Genomic DNA, 18,339 nt, shown 5'->3' with positions numbered 1-18,339 from the left:
GAGCGACATTTCGCTACCGAACTCGACTCAGCGAAGCTCGCGAAGACCTACGGGGCTCGAAAGTCGTCATCGATGCTTCGTCGTCTGGTGATCGGTTGAGCGGAACCGGAGTTGTCGATAGGGTTGGCACGTCCTTGCCTTGTTCCGTTCTCGATAGCGGACATCATGTTGCGAGCTTCGTCAGCAGAGCGTTGTCGCGGCGCCGACTCGGCGGGCCGAGGCACGTCGATCGACTTCGCAGCTTGGTCGAAAGCCGTTCGCTGTCGCTGCGGAAGTCCCGGTTTGTCAGCGTTGTCCGACGATGAACGGGGCTCCAAGCCTGCGGCCGGGGCCGTCTCGGGCATCGAAGCAGTCATCGGCGGAACGAATTCAGGTCGCTCATGATTGTTGCCCGGAGAGAAGCCCTCGCCTTGGACAGCGATCACTTTTGCCGGGATAAGGACTACGGCTCGAACACCACCGTAGTCGGATTCGCTCAGCCGTACCGAAATATTGTGGCGAGCAGCCAGTTTGGCGACGACGAACAGTCCCAGGCGCGCATCGCTGGACAGTGTGCCGAGACCGAAGCCAGGCGGGTCGGCCAGCAGCCGGTTGCGATCGATGACGTCATCGGCAGTCATACCGATCCCCTGATCGGAGATCTCTATTGCCACTCCCTTGCCGACCAGGGCACCAGAAACCTCGACTCGCGAGTCTGGAGGTGAAAAGGAGGTCGCATTGTCGGTCAGTTCGGCGAGCAAATGGATGAGGTCCGCGACGCTGACGCCGATCATCTGTATCTCCGGCAAACGAAGGACCTGTATGCGGGCGTAGTCGAGGCTTTCCGCGACAGCCCCGCGCACGACATCCATCAGCGGCACCGGATTTCGCCATCGCCTCCCTGGCTGCTCGCCCCCCAGGATGATCAGATTCTCAGCATTACGCCGGGCTCGAGTGGCCAGATGATCCAACTGGAAGAGGATGCCGAGTTTGGCGGGATTCTCCTCTTCCCGCTCGGCCTCGTCGAGAAGCGTCAATTGGCGATGCACCATGACCTGACTACGACGCGCGATATTGATGAAGACCGCGTTCACACCCGCGCGCGTCCTGGCTTCGGCGACCGCGGCATCGATGGCAGCGCTATGGGCGCGATTGAAAGCATCGGCCACCTGACCGATCTCGTCATTTCCGAAGTCGAGCGCGGACACTTCGATATCCTGGTCGATCGCATGTCCGTCGCTCAGATTGCGAATGGTCTCGGGCAGGCCTTCATCGGCAAGTTGAAGAGTTTGTTTGCGCAGCTGATGCATCCGTCCGATCAGCCGGTTGGCCAACAGGAGTGCGACCAAGAACGTGATCAGTGTCAGCACGCCGATCCCGATACCGCCACGCAAAGACTTCGACGCTCGGTCGGCGCCGGCGACCTCGGCCTCGAGGTGGGCATCCAAGATCTGACCACCGGAGACCTTCAACAACAGCGAACGTACCTGACCTGCGACACTGTCCCACTGCGTGGCGCTGAGTGGCAGGGAAGGCGCGGGCGCCTGACTGCGACGGCCGCTGGAGGCCGCAGCGGGAGCCGATCCGCTATCAGCGACACCGGCCTCTTCGGCAGAAACTACGCCGCGCCGGATGACGGCATCCTCCATCGCGACAAGCTCGCGCCATTCCTTACTGTCGGTGACTGCCTTCAACTCCGCTTGGCGCTGCGCATTCAATACTGTTGCCGCGTAGGTGATCTCGCCGCGAGCATCACCGATATATCGGGTGAGCTCGGCCAGTTGGGCGGCAGAAAGCTGTTTGGTCAGCAACGCCGTCGCACCGATGCTCGCCGACCGCGAGATAGCTTCGGCCGCGCGCAGCGGATGCAAACCTCGGTAGATATCGACCGCGATCTTGGAGTCGGGCGCGACCGACGCCACAGCCAAACTACCGAGCACAAAAGTATCGATGACAGTGTTGTACGCCTCGAACGCCTGCTCGGACGTCACCGCGCGCGATTCGATTCCTTGGCGCAACACCGGAAGTTTGCTGTACAACGTGTCGATTCCGGACAGATCGCCTTGAATGTCGGAGCGAACGTCGATCGCGGAGGTCTCGTCCCGTAAGGGTGCCAGCGCACTGTCGGAGTTCTTCCACGTCAAGGGCAAATTATTGGCCGCCACATCGTCACCGGCGAGATACATCATCGACGCACTGCGTTCCAATTGGAACGCCTCCATCAACACGGCCGCGGGCGCGAGCACCGATGAAGAGTACTCTGCCCAGTCTTTATCCTTCTGGCCATCGTCCACCAGGTAGACGGTGGCAACTCCACCGATGCTCAGCAGGGCGATGCTCGGAATGAGAGCGACTGCCAGCAACCTCGCCCGCACTCCGAAGTATCGGCGTCGTGGTCCGGACGCGGACGCGCCAGTCGAAAAATTGCGAATGTTGCTGCTACCAACCACCGACGATCGAGCCTACCTCTGGGCGATTAGGCCCGGTCAGAAACGTTCTGACGAACCGGCAAACGATCCGTCAGCGATAATTGTGAGACAGAATACGTTTTCCTACGTGGACATGACAACTTACTAGAAAGTAGCTACAGAATAATGAACGGTGACTCACAACATTCGTGCGGCGGGTTCGATCCACGTATCCGACGGCGGCAACCAACCAGCCTGAGACCACTTCCCCATCGGCGCGCGGTGTGTCTCCGGCTGCCCGTAGTACACCGCCGCGTCGGTCACCTACATACTCCAAGCTGCGACCGACGCGTATCGAGCTGTTGCACAAGCAAATTCCAGACGCAGGCGTCGCCATGAGATCGGGTACCACGAAATCGTCGCCGTACCGAACTCGGAATCAGTGGGATCGCGAGATTCGCGTACAGACACTCGGCGGGAAGAGGGCAGCCGCGATGGATAGCGCCGCCGTCACCGGAGTTTCCCGCTACGTCGATAAAGGGGATATCGCTGTCGAACCGGCTCAACTCCTGGCCGTCCGAAGTCCGGACCGCCACCATCTCGCCATCGAGCGAACCCGCGAGCAAGATGTCGTTGGTTACCGACACCGCTGCGGAGTAGACCGAGATGTCCAGGCAGAACACGACCCCGCCTTTGTCACCGGCCAGCACCACCTGCGAGCCGTCGGGCAGGGTAGTGAGGATCGGTGGCGCACCGAAGTCGAGGTCGTGTCCGATCGGATCGGCGCATTTGATGTCGCTGAGCCCGGGGATCTCGCACGCAGCGTTCCAGACGTCGTCGGCGCGGGCTCGGAACACCCAACGCCGGCTTCCGGTGTCCATGTCCAGAGCGATGATCGCGGCGGAGGTTTCGGTCACCGCGGGCGAATAGTTCTGCCCGGTGCCGACGAGCACTCTCGACATCATCGGTGACCAGCACGGGCGGCACACAGACTATCCGCGGCGCCGGGCGTTCCGCGGCGGCCGTGATCGCGGGCGCGATATGTTCGCGAATGGATGTTGCCCCGGTCATCCACAACACGGTGCCGTCGGCCAGACGCAACATATGGGTGCCCAGTGCCGCCAGCAGCAGCGAAACTCGGCCCTCATCGGGGATAGACAACCCCAGATTCGCGTTGTAGAGCTCGCCGGAGTACGAGACAGCGCCGCCCTCCAGCAGCGGTACCAGCACCGACAGATATTCCTTCATATGCCGTGCGGGCCGGTCGAAGTCGTATCCGAACATGTTCTCGATGACGATCTTGTGAGACAAGCCGATGCCCAGCGTCATACGGTCTGCCCCGGCCGCTAAGGCCGTCGTCCTGGCCTGCTGAGCCAGCGCTCCGGGATGGCGTGGATACGTCGGCACCACGGCCGTGCCGATCGCGATATCGGGTACCTGACTGCTCGCCACGGCCAGAGCGGTGAGCGCGTCGGCTCCGAACGTGTGCAGCAGCCACGCCGAATCGAAACCCTCTTCGGCGCTCTGTCGTAGTTGATCGGTCAGTTCACATAGACCATCGGGCCCGGAAGGCTCGTCGAGCAGGGTACCGATCCGCACAGCGGACATCCTCATATCGGTATGTTGTCTTCGCCCGCGGGGAATTCCGCGTGGCTGGAGAATTTCTGACCGGCATGCCGCCCAGGCGACGGTCAGCTGTGCGGCGGTCGAGGGCTTTCTCGATTCGCTGCCCCGTGCTTCATCGTCGCGACGGCCAACTGCCCCGGGCCGAACAGTGCCGGAGCGTGGCGGGAGAAGACGGCCCATCCCTCGCCGGACGGCGACATTCCCAGGTACGCGTTTGCCTCGTTGTGGTCTTCACCTATTCGCACCGACGGCTCCCCCTCGGAATCGAGGTTCACAGAGGTGAAATGCGGTGTGGGATTCGAGGCGTCGAAGGACTCGATCAGGTACGAGGAATAGTCGCTGAAATTCGACTGGATGGCCCGCCGGGTATCGACCGGGTCCGCCGTCATGAGCGCGGCGATCAGAACGTGCCCCGGTTCGGCCGCCACGATATTGGCGTGGGTATGGGAGAACGTAGCCCCGACCGGCATGATGTTCGTCGGTGCCGACCACTGGCGCCCGCGATCCCGAGATATCGACAGGTAGAGTTGCCCGTCGATATCGTCGACCCACAATGCGTAGACGGTGCCGACTCGGTCTACGGCTACGCGCTGCTGACCGTACAGCGAATAGCATGTCCGCGATCCCGGTATCGGTTCCTGACGCCAATTCTCGCCGAAATCGTCACTGACCGCGACCATCTGGCGGCACAGATTCGCCGGGTCGAAAGGATAGGTCGGATCGACGAGCCTCGCGGGATCGAATCCGATGAATTCGGGATAGTCGAAGTACACGGTCCCGTCGGGAGCGCTCGCGCCCACTCCGGCCTCGGTCGTGACCGCGGCCGGATTCTCCATTCGTTGCCAGGTCGCGCCGCCGTCGAGCGATCGGTAGACGTAGCGCTGACCACCCACCGGGCGCAGACCGACGCCGAAGAAGTAGGCCGCACTCGGATAGGGGTTTCCGGCGGGCGCCGGACCGGTGACGATCTTGCCCCAGTCGAAGGTGTCACACGCGACGGTCGTTCCGGCCCACGTCGACCCCAGATCGTCGGACCACGAAACCATGCCACCGGAGAGTCCTCCGCACGAGGGCACCAGCATGCTCGTGACGTAGTAGACCCGATCGGTACGGGGATCGACGTGTACGTACCCGTGCGTCCCGGTCGAATTGCCGCCACCGGCAATCGAATTCGGAATCATCAGCGCTGTCCAGCGCTCGCCGTGATCGGTCGAGCGAAGCACACCTCCGACACTGCGGGCGATGAACAGCGACCCGTCACTGGTGACCTGGATCGAGGGCGACATGTCGTCGAAGCCGGTCGCGTACACGCATCCGGCGTCCCAGGACGGTTCGATCGGCGGTTGTCGATCAGCGCCGTTCGTCGTCGCCGACACGCATCGCGAAGTACCGGCTCCTTCTTGTGCCAGCGCCCCCGAGGCGGATAGCGCGGTCAGGCAGACCGCCGATGCCAGCGCGGTGACTCCCGCTCCGATCGTGCGGACCATCCTGGACATCGAGACGGTCCGGCTCGGATTCTCCGTCGCGAGGCGAGCACTCCGATCTCTCACCGGCCTTCTCGCGTCCGCGAACTCCATCCCTGTCCCGTCTTCCTCATCGATGGTTGCGGCGGTGACCGTCATCGGCGGCCATCTCGCGGTACCAGGCGCCCCACCAGCCCCTGGAAGTCACCGGCTGGTCGCGAGCCCGCGAAGGCGGCCCACAGCGAACCGTCCGGCGCCCATCGCGGCATGGTGTATTCCTGCAAGCCGTTGGCCCAGCAACACGGCTCCGGCATCAGCGGTCGGTCCGCAGGCGTGACGGTCGCCGTCTGGAATATCGGTACGGGTGCGACGGCGTCGTCGGTGATCGCGAGGTAGCCGGTCCAGGTTCGTTTGTCGGTCGACCCGTAATAGGACAGGCCGACTCGTCCGCCCCGGGTGACGGTCACGCCGGGCAGCGTCGCCTGAACCACGCCCTCCGGAACGACGGACTCGACGACAGACCAGGATGTTCCGCCGTCGGAAGAGGCCGCCAGTCGCGGAAGATAGGTCTCCGCGTCGACCCACACCACATAGAGACGCCCCAGCGCATCCATCGCGATGGAGTCGCTGTATATCCCGGCGGACAACTCGGGTCCCACCGGATTCAACCTGCCACCGAGATTCTGCTCCCGCCATGCCGGTGAATCGATCGTGTCGAGGAGGGCGGTGAAACCCGTCAGTCGAACCCCGGGAATCGGACGCCGAGTCCATGACGCACCCTCGTCGGTCGACACCGCGACGTCGAGCCGCCCGCAGACGCTGATCGTGAGATAGATGGTTCCGTTGCGCGGATCGACTATACCCCGGCCGTGCACGGTACCGGGTGTGTAGAGCGGGTCGGCGCACACCTCCGGCCCGATGTCGGGGCCGGAGGGGGTGAAATGCCCGCCACCATCGGTCGAGGTATAGCACCGGAAGCCGGAAGTCACCCCGATGGGGACGGTCCAGTTGCAGTAGTAGGTATTGGTGGGATAACCGTTGTCGCGCAATGTGACCGGACGTCCCGAGAACACCCGCGGCCAATCTCCCGGCAGGGGGAGTCCGGGCTCCAGGGTTCCCGCCGTCCACGTACTCCCTCTGTCATCGGTGCTGTAGACCGGGCCTGATCCGAAGCCGGTGTAGAAGTACCGGTCGGTCACCGGATCCAGATACCCGTCGGCCAGCATCGTGGTCGCCCCGGGCGGGAGTTCGCGTCGAGCCCATGACACGCCGTCATCGGTGGACACCGCGAGCCCGGGCGGGCCGGTGGCAACAGAGCGAAAAAGGGCGCCGGCTGAATCAATGGCGAGCCCGGACTCACCGGTCGTCATTCCCGTATCGATGAGACACGGCACGAACGTGCCGTCCATCTCGAGCGGGTCACTCCCGCGGTGGACGACCGTCGCACGAGTGCGATCGCAACCATCCGGCCCCGGCTCGTCGCCGTGGGCAGGCACGACAGACAAGGCGCTGAGCGCCAGCGTCCCCAGAATCAGCGCGCTTCGCCGCAGAACCATGACCGCACCGGTTCGAAAGCGGAGACACGCCATTGTCCATCGGCCTTCGTGAGTGTGACCCGAACGCCGCTCGCGGTCCGCGCCTGGTCGTACTCGTCCGGGATCATGGCGCTCCGGTCGGTGGGGAGTGGGCGAACCGCACTGTGTCGGCCGACATGGTGAACACTCGGCTTCCGTCGGCAACGGTGTCGCGGCGCGAGCCATCCGCGACATTCGTCCCGAAGTTTGTCGTGTCATCAGAACCAGATCTCCAGATCGACCATGACCGGGTAGATCGACATCGCCGAACCCGGGTTGAGCAGCAGTTGTCTGCCGTCTCGATGGTTCCAGATGCAGCCGACTGCCAATGGGATTCGCATGGAATTATGTACGGTATCGGGTACCGTATCTGATGTCGCATAGATCATCAATACTCTGTTCCTGCGAGGTGCCCGGGACGAATCGAGAGCCGCAATGTCGCGAAACAGCCGCTGTCCGGATCCCTGGCGCACCGAATCCCGCCGGGACATCGGGCCCTCACCGCACCGATGATGCTCGCGGCAACGGCGCTTCGGGCCATGCGTCGAGCACAGAGGTTGGTGACTCGACTACGCGTACTCGACGCGACGACTACAGAGTTCACCCCGACTCCGGTCATAACCATTGGTTGTCGCACTGGTTGTTGGACTAACCGTGGCGGGAGTTACAGAGTGCAGGTGTCGACCCGAGCCGGGTCGGCCGGATCAGACCCGCGAACGGCGATCACTCGATGCGTCGCGGCCGATACCGGCAACTGCCGCCGAATCCGTACCTCCACTGACAATCTACTTCGGTAAAGGACTATCGGGCAATGACATTCGGCACAATCGCGAACAGCGCCGACGGGCACGACCCGGTGCCGTCCTCGCGGAGCATGGCAAGGCAGTCCGGCACATCGCTGGAGCCGACTCGTCCGCGGTCGGCGGCGTCGGCCGAACGCTACCGCCGCGAGGGATACTGGCTCCCGCCCCAGCCCCTCCGTGCCCCTTACCGGGAGCTCCAGGCGGGCGGGGACCGGACCGCGTTGATCGACAACAGCAGCGCCTGGTCCTATCGGCAACTGGCCGAAATTGTCACATCGATCAGCGCGCGCCTGAGCATCATCGGGCTGCGACCGGGCGACCCCGTCCTGATCATCGCCCCTCTCACCAACGCCGCGGTAGCGGCCTATCTCGGGGTGCTCTACAGCGGACACGTCGCGGTCCTGCTCGACCGGCGCTGCGGCGTCTCCGACGTCCGCCATGCCCATACCGCGGCGCGACCACCGCTCACCCTGGCAGGCGCCGCCGACGCCGAGCGACTGGCCCTGCGCGATCACGGAACCGTCCTCACCTTCGATGATCTCTCGGCCACCGCGCTCACGACGGCCACCAGCGAACCCGACGACGCGGCACTGCTCGATTTCGACGCGGCGGCCGTGGTGCTGTTCACCTCCGGCACGACCGGAACCCCGAAAGGTGTTGTACACAGCCGCAATACCCTGCGCAGCGGCGCGGCCAACATGGCGAAGGCGCTCGATTTCACCTCCTCCGATATTCCATTCCTGTCCAGCCCACTCGCGGGAATCACCGGTGTGATCCAGTTGGAGATGGCACTACACGCGCACGCGACACTCGTCCTGGAAGACGTGTTCGAACCGGCCGCGTCACTGACACACATTCTCGACCACGACGCGACCATCATCGGCGGAGCGCCGGTCATCATCGAGCAGCTGTTCAAGGAATGCGACAACCGTCAGCTCGATACGCTGCCGCTGCGCTCGATCGCGCTGGGCGGCACCGCGATTCCGCGTCGCCTCACCGACGCCGCGGTGGCGCGCGGCATCGCCCCGATTCGCGTCTACGGCTCCTCGGAGGTGCCGTTCTCGACCTGTAGCCCCGTCCGGCGAGATGCCCCCGCGTCAGGCTCCGACGAAGGCTTTCCGCTCCCCGGAGTCGACATCGCCGTGCGCGACGACAAAGACTACGAACTCCTGGTATCCGGGCCGCACCGATTCCTCGGCTACCTCGACCCCGCACACAACACCGACGCCTTCGACGACGAATGGGTGCGCACCGGCGATCAAGCCGACATCATCGAGGGACGACTCACCATCAAAGGCCGCCTCAAGGAAATCGTGGCCCGTAAAGGCATGAAGATCTCACTGGCGGAGATCGATGAAGCCGCGAACGTCCTGAACGATCTCGGAGAATCCGTCGCCTACGGCGTCCCGGATCCCGAAACCGGTGAGCGGCTCGTCCTCGCCCTACGCTGCGTCTCACCACCTGGACTCGAATTCTCCGAGATCATCGGCCGATTGCTCGATGCCGGGCTCGCGAAGTGGAAACTACCCGAGCAGATCGTCCTCTGGCACGAACCCTTCCCCCGCACCGAATCCGGCAAGATCCAGCGCCGCGAAGTCGCGGCCCGGGCCGCGGACAAAGCCAGCCTGCTGGCACCGCGGCTGGAAGCGCCTAGCAGCCGGTGACCCACCGGCCACGGTCCGCGAGGAAACTGTATTCAAATATCATGCGGAGGCAAGGATGCTCGAGGAAACTGCCGACGGCGCGGTGATCGACCGACTCTTCACCGCCCTGGGCAACGGCGACGTCGACGCGGCGATCGCCTGCCTGAGCACCGACGCGAAAGTGTGGCACGCTTTCGACCGCGTCGCGCACGACCTCGGCACCGTCCGCGCCGGCTGGGAGAAACTCATCGCCGGGACTTCGGAGCGTTCGGTCACCGACGTGCGACGCGCTCCGACACCGACCGGCTTTGTTCAGCAGCACCTGATGACGATGCGAACCCTCGCGGGCACTCGCCTGGCGTGGCCGGTGTGCATCGTCGTCCGCGTCGATGACGGTTTGATCTCGCGCCTCGACGAGTACATCGACCGCGCCGGTCATTTCACGCCGGTGGACGATGAACCGACCACCACTCCCGGCCTCGACCCCGGACCCGAACTGTCGCGGGCATTCGATCGGTGATGTATGACTGCCACGGCTTGACTACCACGTCAGACCTCGGCATTGCCGCGCCGTGGCCTGGTCGAACGCATCAGGGAACCCGACGCCGGGATCGCCCGCACATTTCGCATCACCTCGCACGGCACGCACCTCCTCGATCATGAACGTCGACAACGGATATCGGCCCTGCGCGATGCCCTGCCGGGCTGGGAAGACGACGATCTGGCCCGCTTCGCCACATACCTTCAGCGTTTCAATTCCGGTATCGAGCAACACCGCCGCGCGGACCGTGTGAGCCGAACTCGGAAGTAGGGCGTACCGCCGGCGTCGGAGGTGGTGGGGTCGACCCACCACCTCCGACGCCGTGGTGTCACAGCACGATTACGCCGCTAGCCGACCCGAGTGCCGCATCCCGGCGCCCAATTGGGCACGGGAACGAATCCGTCGCCCTTCAAATCGACCAGGAACACGCAATCCTGGTCCGACGACAGCTGCACGAAGTCGGCCTTGCCTGCGAGCAGACCGCCCCCGTCCCAACTGTGGTCATCGCGCAGAGTCGAGAGGAAACTCGCCTGCGACGCGTCGCACCCGGCCGCCTCGAGCCCATGGATGAACAGGTCGGCAGACAACCACCCGTAGGTCTCGGAGAAGGTGGGCACCCCCGACGGCGACCCGGCGAACTGCTTCAGCGCATTCGAGAGCTTCTGCGTCGCGGGCGTATTCGATTCGACGGGCAGTACCTGACTGACGAAGGTCATACCCTGCGCTGCCTGTACCGCGGGCGGTGACGCCAGCAGATCCGCACCGTATCCGGTCGCCGAGATGATGCTCTTCAGATTGACACCAGCCTGCCTGAGGCCGCCGACGATCGCCAGCGAAGTGTCCGGAGTGATCGGCAGATAGAGTGCGTCTGCTCCGGAGTTCTTGATGCCGAGCACGATCGCCCCGATGTCGGCCGAACCGAACGCCAGCGTGTCGTTCACGTACGCCCGAGGCAGGCCGGCGGCGTCGCTGGACCGCAGAACCTGGTTCATACCGTCCTGCGACGCCTTGTTGTCATAGGCGACCGAGGCGACCTTGGTGACGCCGAGGCGCTTCCAGTATTCACCGGTCGTGGTGTAGGTCTTGCTGAAATCGGGCACCTTCGCCAACGCGGCGAAGAGGTTGTTGTCGCTATCCAGCCACTGAGGCGCGGAATCGAACGCGCCGCCGATCGTCGGAGTGCCCTTCGCCGACGTCGTCACGTACTTCGCCGCGCCGAAGAAGTATGAACTGACCTCGAGCAGGCCGTATACCTTGTCCTGCTGCACCAGCTTCTGAGCACCGGCCAACGCCCCTTGCGGACTCGACTGGTCGTCGGCGGTGACGAGCTCGAACTGCCGATCGGAGCATTTGCCGCCCTCGGCCTTGTACGCCTGCAAGCGGGCGTTGACGCCCGGTTCAGCACCGACGAAACCGGCACTGGCCGGACCGCTCAGGGTCGTCAGCAATCCGACCTTGATCGGACCGCCTCCTCCGCCGGAGCCGCCCGTCGCGGAATCGCCGCCGCCGCATGCTGCGACAGCGAGCATGACGGCGCACAACGTGCCCGCCATCCGAACCGCGTTCTTTCGCAATCCCCTCACCAACCTTCGTTCTCCAATGTGGCTTGAACCACTGGGGGGCCGTATGCCGCATGTCACACTGCCTTAAAACTTCGAAAGTGTCACTAGTATCGAAATATTTCCTCGAGATTCGCCGGTCGACAGCAGCAGATTGCGCCGTCACGCCGCCGAGACTTGACAACCCCAGTGGTTTAGGTCACATTAGCTGTGTCTGTTCGGCGTTCAAGAAATTACTTCGAGGTTCATCACAGTATCTGCTGCCGACTTGGCGGCAGCTGTGGCACGCGGTGGGAACCGTTCTGTGTCAAGACAATTCCTCGGAGCTTTGGAGGTTTGGTGCTCTCGTACGTCCTGGCCGGTCTCGCGCTCGGCTCCATCTACGCGATAGCCGCCGGTTCCCTGGTCATCACTTTCGTCGCCTCAGGAATCTTCAACCTGGCCTTCGCGGCGATGGCCTTCGCGGTAGCGCGCTGTTTCTACTTCCTCGATACCGAGCAAGGCTGGCCGCTACTCCCGGCGGCGCTTGTCTCGCTCGGAGTGTTCGCGCCGGCTCTCGGCGTTATACTCTACGGACTTCTGTTTCGCCACTTGCGACTTCGGTCGACGCTGATCAAGTTGGTCGCGACGATCGGCCTCTCGGTGGCCCTCCCCCCGCTGATCAATCTGATCTTCGGGCAACTCGTGAACGTCACCGCTCCGGGTCTCGCACCACGGCCGCTGCACGTCTTCCACGTCTTCGGCGCCGTGGTCAACGCCGATCAACTCGTCGCCTACCTCGGGCTCGTTCTCGTCCTCGTCGTGGGGGTGGGAGTGCTCCGATTCACCGATGTCGGCCTGAAGGTCCGCGCGCTCGTCGATTCGGAGGCCATGACGTCGCTGAGCGGAATCAGCCCCGGGCGCGTGTCCGTCGGTGTCTGGGCCGCGAGCGGTGTGCTGGCCGGACTGGCGGGAATCCTCGTCGCGCCGACCGCTGGACTGTCGGCGGAATCCATGACCGGTGTCATGGCGACCGCCTTCGCCGCGGTCGTGGCAGCGCGCTTGCGCAGTCTGCCGGTCGCCGTGCTCGTCGCGATCGCCATGGGCGTGGCGACGGGAGTCGTGCAGAAGTTCATCGATCCCGAAAGCTCCTTCGCCGCGAAGGCCATTCCCAGCGTCCCCTTCGCGTTGATGCTGCTGTTCTTGCTCTACCACGCATTCCGTGGCCAGGCGGGCGACGTCCTCGCGGGCGGCGGACTCGATCGCTCGATCGGCACTCAGAGCAACGCCCCCGCGTCCGTGTCGACCAGCGGAAACCGTATTCGTCGGCTCCGCCCCGGGGTCGTCGCGGCCGGCGCCACAATCGTTGTGGTGGCGGCTCTCCCGTTGCTCATGAACGACTACTGGACCGGCTTGGTGACCGCGGGCATCTGCTGCGGCATCGCGCTGTTGTCCTACACCCTCGTCGTCGGTGAGGGTGGGATGGTGTGGCTGTCCCAAATCAGCTTCGCGGGTCTGGGAGCGGTACTCACCGCCGAGTTGGCGACGAACCGCGGGTGGTCTCCCCTGCTCGCCGTTGCCGCCGCCGCACTCATCGTGACCCCGCTCGGAATCCTGATCGGAGTCCTCACGATCCGGCTCGGCGAACTGTACGTCGCACTGGTGACGCTGAGCTTCGGCCTACTCGTCACGACACTGGTCTTCACCCAGGACGACATCTACGCCTACGGCATCGGTATGGATATCGAACGTCCCGAATTCGCGACCGATCCCGACACCTTCGCCTACCTCGCGCTCGGCACGTTCCTGGTCATCGGACTGCTCATCGTCAATCTCCGCCGATCGACCACTGGACTGGCGGTCGGCGCCGTGCGATGGAGCGAGAACGGGGCCAGGACCATCGGTCTCAGCGTGGTACAGACCAAGGTCGTCCTGACCGCGCTCGCCACCTTCGTGGCCGCCGTCGGTGGTGGCTTCCTCGCGATGAACTTCCAGTCGACACTGCCCGACAGCTTCAATCCGTTCCTCGGGCTGGTGTGGCTGGCCGTGCTGGTGAGCATCGGCTCTCGTTCGATCGTCGCCGCTCTGGTCGCGGGCCTGATGTTCTACCTCATGCCCGGTATCTTCGCGACATACCTGCCGTCGGATTTCGCACGCGTTCCCGTCATCCTCTTCGGTCTCGGCGCGATCGCCGTCGCGAAGAATCCGGAAGGGGCGATCGCCCAGATCGGCCACGACCTCGGCGGCCTGATATCGAGACTACGAGCAGGCAACGGCACCGCCGACGCATCGTCGGCACCCGAGACAGATCCGCCACGTGCCAACGAGGTTTCACAGCGGTCTCGGTCCGAGGAGATCAAGGTCGGAGGAGGGGCATGAGCGCCGATTCGAATGTATCGATACCCGCTTTCCAGGGTGAAACGCCTCGTATCGAAGCCCGAGGCATCACAATGCGTTTCGGCGGGCTCGTCGCCTTGGACGATGTGTGTCTGAAGGTCCCGTCGCAATCGATCGTCGGGCTGGTCGGCCCGAACGGGGCGGGCAAGAGCACGCTGTTCGGAGTGCTCTCGGGGTTGTTGCCCCCGACGGCGGGCACCGTGCTGATGGACGGTGTCGAGGTGACGCGAAAGTCGGCGCAGGCACGCGCGGCCCGCGGTATGGCGCGGACCTTCCAGCACCCGGAACTCTTTCTGTCACTGACAGTTCGCGAGCACATAGTGCTGGCGGACCGGGTGCGGCACGCGAAACGCAGGGTCTGGAGCGATCTGTTGACCGGGCGCGGCTTCGGCAGGCCGGACACGGCCGAGAACGACCGAGTCGATGCCCTGGTCGACACACTTGGCCTCGGTCCTATCCAGCATCGGTCCGTGGGTGATCTGCCCCTGGGATCCTGCCGATTGGTCGAGGTCGCCCGAGCACTCGCGGTCGAACCGTCGGTGCTGTTGCTCGACGAGCCCTCCTCCGGTCTCGATATCCGCGAGACCGCCGAACTCGCCGAGGTGATGCAACAGGTCGTCGCCGATCACGGCGTCTCGCTACTGTTCGTCGAGCATGATGTCGAACTCGTCCTGCGGATCTGCGATTCGGTGCACGTCCTGGATTTCGGGGTGAAGATCGCCGAGGGAACACCGGCCGAGATCCGTTCGAACCCCGCGGTCCGAGCGGCCTATCTGGGCGAGGAGATCGAAGAGTCCGCGACATCGCACACGGCGGGAATCGCACAGGAGCAGGGAGCAGTCCATTGAGTACGACTTCACCGCTGTTGCGGGTACGCGACCTCACCGTCCGGTACGGATCGGCGCACGCCCTGTTCGGCCTCTCGTTCGACGTGCCTGCCAACAGCGCGGTCGCCGTGCTCGGCCCGAACGGAGCGGGCAAGAGCACGCTCGCGCGCTCCCTGTCCGGACTCATCCCGATCGCGGACGGCACGGTCGAATTCGACGGCGCCGACATCACCAAATCATCGGCGACCAAGATCCGGCGGGCCGGGATGATTCACCTGCCGGAAGGACGAGGGGTTTTCCCACGGCTGACGGTACAGGAGAATCTGCGGCTGGCTCTGGCCATCGACAAGTCGGATCGGGCCGCGGCCATCGAGCGCGCGTACACCTTCTTCCCCGTCCTGGAAAAACGTCGCAAGCAGGTCGCGGGCACGCTGTCGGGCGGCGAACAGCAGATGCTGTCGCTGGCCCGAGCGCTGATGGTGAATCCGAAAGTCGTGATCGCTGACGAGATGTCGCTGGGACTCGCACCGAAACTCGTCGATACCGTCTTCGACGGACTCGCCGCCGCCCGCGAAGCCGGAGTGGCGGTGATCATGATCGAACAGTTCGCAGGGCGGGCCATCGCCTTCGCCGATCAATGCCTCATCCTGCAGCGAGGCGGCCTGGCCTGGTCCGGCCCTGCCGATCAGGCCGGGGACGAACTCCTGCACCGGTACCTGGGTACGGCGACGGCCGCATAGGAGACCCGTGGAGGGACGGCCATCGTGCCACCGCTCCCCCCTTCCGCGGGGAGCGGTGGCGCTGCGCTGGTCCGCCGATACTCGCGCTCAGTGACCGCGAAAACGCGGCAATCTGTTCTCACGGAACGCCAATATCCCCTCGTGGATATCCGCCGTTGTCATAGTGACCGGCTGCGCCAGGGCTTCCCACTGCAGAGCGTGCTCCAGACCTGTGAACGATTGCGCGAGACCCGCCTTGGTCAGGCGCAGCGCGATCGGCCCGGCCTGGGCGATCTCGGCGGCGACCGTCAGCGTGCGGGTCAGTACGTCCTCGGCCAGCTCGGTGACCAGGCCCCACTCTAGAGCGATATCCGGTCCCACCTCTCTACCTGTGTAGAGCAGGTCGCGTGCGCGGCTCACACCGATCGCCTCGGGAAGCAGCCAGGTCGCCCCCATGCCGCTGTGCGTGCCACGATGAGCGAACGGTGTACTGAATCGTGCGGCGGGCCCGGCGAAGCGGACATCACAGGCCAGGGCCAGACATACGCCTGCCCCGATCGCCGGGCCGTTGACCGCGGCAAGAGTGGGAATCGAGAGGTCACGAGGTCGTAGCCAACTCCGGTAGAACGGCAGCATCCGCCCGCGCAGGCGGTCGATCGTGAGGTCCTCCGGCGACCCTTGGTCGAGCCACGACAGATCCGCACCCGAACAGAACGCACTTCCCTCGCCGGTCACGACGAGTACGCGGACCTCGCCGTCCGCTGCGATATCATCGAGCGCGGCGTCCCAGGCTTCGGTGAGTTCTGTGGTCATCACGTTCCTGACCCCGGGGCGATTCAGCGTCAGTAGGCACACACCGGGTGCCGGTCGCGTGAGGACCACCGGGTCGCGCGACTTCGCCGACATCTCCATCCCTTCCTGGTCGTGAGCAGCAGCGACGTTCAGCGATGCATTCGGAGATGGGACACTTCTACCACGTCAGGAGCTCGGTCACGGAGGCGATGTCCTCACGGTCGGCCGAATCGGCAACGGCGGTCTCGGAGGAAGCGTCCACCAATCGCAGCTCCGGCACCAAAGCCGCGAGACCGGCCAGGATTTCTGCCAATACGTCGCCACGAAGCGAATAGGAGTGGTTGCGCCCCTGCTTGTGTACATCGATGAGACCCGCCTGCGTCAGTATCTTGACGTGGTAGGAAATTGTCGGCTTGGCAACCGGGAGAAGATCTTCGAGCGTGCTGGCCGCGACCTCGATCCCACCGACCATCTGCTGGACGATGTCCCATCGGATCGGATCTCCCAACGCCTTGAAGGCGTCGGCGACCATGGTCACGTCGCGAACCATACCCATCCTCCTCCGCTCCACCGCCGCCTACTCGCCCCTCCGCGGTTCCGGACGGCAACGAAGTGAATCGCTTGCCGCCGTTCACCCGGCGCGAGGACCCTCAGTGACTGTGGATCGCAGTTGAATGTACAGCCCGCTCCCGATTTATTTCGATATATTGGCAAATATGCATGATTTTGTGGTTCGTGCGACACCCACGGTGGGTGTCGCACGAACGCTGGCGCGGCCGCTGTCGTGCGGCGGAACGCTGATCGTCAGGTGATCCGCTCGAAGATCGCCGTCAGCCCCTGACCGCCGCCGATGCACATCGTCTCCAGCGCGTAGCGCTGCTGGCGCCGTTCCAGCTCGCGAAGAACTGTGGCCAGGATGCGGACGCCGGTCGCGCCGACAGGATGACCCAGCGAGATTCCCGAGCCGTTGACGTTGACCCGGTCGAAATCGCTGTCGGCGAGCTTCCATGCCGCGGTGCACGCGAGGACCTGAGCCGCGAAGGCCTCGTTGAGTTCGATCAAGTCGATGTCCTCGAGCCGCAGATCCGCACGCGCCAGGGCCGCCGCGGTGGCGGGCACCGGGCCGATGCCCATGCGCGACGGCTCGACACCGGCGACAGCCCAGGTCACCAGGCGAGCGAGCGGCCGAAGTCCGAGTTGCTCCGCCTTGTCACGCGTGGTGACGATACACGCGGCGGCACCGTCGTTCTGACCACTCGAATTGCCCGCGGTGACCGTGGATTCCGCGTCCGCCTTCAGCAGCACCGGTTTCAGCGCGGCCAAGGATTCGACCGAGACATCGGGGCGCGGATGCTCGTCCCGATCCAGCACGACCTCGCCTTTACGGGTCGACACCGTGATCGGCACGATCTCACCGGCGAATCGACCGGACTCCTGAGCGGCGATCGCACGTCGGTGCGAGATCACCGCGAGCTCGTCCTGCGCTTGCCGACTCACCGAGTACTCCCTGCGCAGGTTCTCCGCGGTCTCGAGCATTCCACCGGGCACAGGGTAATATTTGCCGCCCGCGGTGACTCTGCCGCGACCGATCCGATCGGCGAGCTGGGTCGAATTCCCGCGTAGGCCGAAGCGCAGCCCCAGCGCGTAGTGCTCGGCCTGGCTCATACTCTCCGCGCCGCCCGCGACGACCAGATCACAGATGCCGGTCTGGATTCTCATAGCGGCGTCGATAACCGCTTGGAGGCCCGAACCACATCGGCGATCGAGTTGCAGACCGGGAACCGTCACCGGCAACCCCGCGTCGAGTGCGGCGACCCGCCCGATACCGGGCGCCTCACCGTTCGGATAGCATTGGCCGAACAGGACATCGTCGACATCGGCCCCGTCGATCCCGGTGCGGCGCACCAGTTCGCGCAGCACCGAGCTGGCGAGGTCCGCGGCGGGCACGTCCTTGAACATGCCACCGTAGCGGCCCACCGGGGTCCGCAGTGGCTCACAGATCACCGCATCACGCATGTGTTCACTTCTT

The 18,339-nt window shown here is 64.5% G+C and carries 16 protein-coding genes; 5 read left to right on the top strand and 11 right to left on the bottom strand.

The window, feature by feature from the left end; genetic code table 11:
* Positions 1 to 47: 47 nt before the first annotated feature.
* The 6 genes from OG225_RS13300 to OG225_RS13275 all read right to left on the bottom strand — a co-directional run bounded on the left by OG225_RS13300 (position 48) and on the right by OG225_RS13275 (position 7,391).
* Complete coding sequence (locus OG225_RS13300; RefSeq protein WP_405181942.1) at positions 48 to 2,342, bottom strand: nitrate- and nitrite sensing domain-containing protein; 2,295 nt, start codon at positions 2,340 to 2,342, stop codon at positions 48 to 50.
* 365 nt (positions 2,343 to 2,707) lie between these two features.
* Positions 2,708 to 3,100 carry a hypothetical protein gene (locus OG225_RS13295; protein WP_405181941.1) on the bottom strand — a complete coding sequence of 131 codons (393 nt, stop codon included), beginning with the start codon at positions 3,098 to 3,100 and terminating at the stop codon, positions 2,708 to 2,710.
* Positions 3,084 to 3,995: a TIGR03564 family F420-dependent LLM class oxidoreductase gene (locus OG225_RS13290; protein WP_405183262.1), complete on the bottom strand. Its 912-nt coding sequence runs from the start codon at positions 3,993 to 3,995 to the stop codon at positions 3,084 to 3,086. Before OG225_RS13290 ends, OG225_RS13295 begins: the two co-directional genes overlap by 17 nt.
* An 83-nt stretch (positions 3,996 to 4,078) precedes the next feature.
* On the bottom strand, positions 4,079 to 5,500 hold the full coding sequence (locus OG225_RS13285; protein ID WP_405181940.1) for a sialidase family protein: 1,422 nt from the start codon (positions 5,498 to 5,500) through the stop codon (positions 4,079 to 4,081).
* 131 nt (positions 5,501 to 5,631) lie between these two features.
* Positions 5,632 to 6,744, bottom strand: a complete 1,113-nt coding sequence (locus OG225_RS13280; RefSeq protein ID WP_405181939.1) for a sialidase family protein — start codon at positions 6,742 to 6,744, stop codon at positions 5,632 to 5,634.
* Positions 6,745 to 7,268: 524 nt separating this feature from the next.
* Positions 7,269 to 7,391 (bottom strand): hypothetical protein, encoded by a 123-nt coding sequence (locus OG225_RS13275; RefSeq protein ID WP_405181938.1) that lies wholly within the window; start codon positions 7,389 to 7,391, stop codon positions 7,269 to 7,271.
* Positions 7,392 to 7,861: 470 nt separating this feature from the next.
* On the opposite strand from OG225_RS13275, the gene OG225_RS13270 reads away from it, so the two are divergent.
* Both OG225_RS13270 and OG225_RS13265 read left to right on the top strand, forming a co-directional pair.
* Complete coding sequence (locus tag OG225_RS13270; protein WP_405181937.1) at positions 7,862 to 9,517, top strand: class I adenylate-forming enzyme family protein; 1,656 nt, start codon at positions 7,862 to 7,864, stop codon at positions 9,515 to 9,517.
* A gap of 55 nt (positions 9,518 to 9,572) precedes the next feature.
* Positions 9,573 to 10,016 (top strand): nuclear transport factor 2 family protein, encoded by a 444-nt coding sequence (locus tag OG225_RS13265; protein WP_405181936.1) that lies wholly within the window; start codon positions 9,573 to 9,575, stop codon positions 10,014 to 10,016.
* A 21-nt stretch (positions 10,017 to 10,037) separates the two neighbouring features.
* On the opposite strand, the gene OG225_RS13260 is transcribed toward OG225_RS13265, so the two are convergent.
* Entirely contained in the window at positions 10,038 to 10,271 is a 234-nt protein-coding gene (locus OG225_RS13260) for a hypothetical protein (RefSeq protein WP_405181935.1), read from the bottom strand.
* A gap of 113 nt (positions 10,272 to 10,384) precedes the next feature.
* Complete coding sequence (locus tag OG225_RS13255; RefSeq protein WP_405181934.1) at positions 10,385 to 11,620, bottom strand: ABC transporter substrate-binding protein; 1,236 nt, start codon at positions 11,618 to 11,620, stop codon at positions 10,385 to 10,387.
* A 315-nt stretch (positions 11,621 to 11,935) separates the two neighbouring features.
* On the opposite strand from OG225_RS13255, the gene OG225_RS13250 reads away from it, so the two are divergent.
* From OG225_RS13250 to OG225_RS13240, 3 genes are read left to right on the top strand one after another with little or no spacing between them, the layout of a single operon-like run.
* On the top strand, positions 11,936 to 13,954 hold the full coding sequence (locus tag OG225_RS13250) for an ABC transporter permease (protein WP_405181933.1): 2,019 nt from the start codon (positions 11,936 to 11,938) through the stop codon (positions 13,952 to 13,954).
* Complete coding sequence (locus OG225_RS13245) at positions 13,951 to 14,820, top strand: ABC transporter ATP-binding protein (RefSeq protein WP_405181932.1); 870 nt, start codon at positions 13,951 to 13,953, stop codon at positions 14,818 to 14,820. The genes OG225_RS13250 and OG225_RS13245 overlap by 4 nt, the downstream gene beginning before the upstream one ends.
* Entirely contained in the window at positions 14,817 to 15,539 is a 723-nt protein-coding gene (locus OG225_RS13240; protein WP_405181931.1) for an ABC transporter ATP-binding protein, read from the top strand. The genes OG225_RS13245 and OG225_RS13240 overlap by 4 nt, the downstream gene beginning before the upstream one ends.
* Positions 15,540 to 15,626: 87 nt before the next feature.
* On the opposite strand, the gene OG225_RS13235 is transcribed toward OG225_RS13240, so the two are convergent.
* From OG225_RS13235 to OG225_RS13225, 3 genes are all read right to left on the bottom strand, one after another.
* A complete protein-coding gene (locus OG225_RS13235; RefSeq protein WP_405181930.1) occupies positions 15,627 to 16,424 on the bottom strand; it encodes an enoyl-CoA hydratase/isomerase family protein in 798 nt (265 codons plus the stop codon).
* Positions 16,425 to 16,488: 64 nt separating this feature from the next.
* Positions 16,489 to 16,860, bottom strand: a complete 372-nt coding sequence (locus OG225_RS13230) for an ArsR/SmtB family transcription factor (protein ID WP_405181929.1) — start codon at positions 16,858 to 16,860, stop codon at positions 16,489 to 16,491.
* 254 nt (positions 16,861 to 17,114) lie between these two features.
* A complete protein-coding gene (locus tag OG225_RS13225; protein WP_405181928.1) occupies positions 17,115 to 18,326 on the bottom strand; it encodes an acetyl-CoA C-acetyltransferase in 1,212 nt (403 codons plus the stop codon).
* Positions 18,327 to 18,339 lie beyond the last annotated feature (13 nt).

Source organism: Nocardia sp. NBC_01377 (assembly GCF_045040005.1).
GTDB classification, from domain to species: Bacteria; Actinomycetota; Actinomycetes; order Mycobacteriales; family Mycobacteriaceae; genus Nocardia; species Nocardia noduli.
The sequence above is the reverse complement of the archived record's forward strand: the minus strand, read 5'-3'. Positions and strand labels throughout refer to the sequence as shown.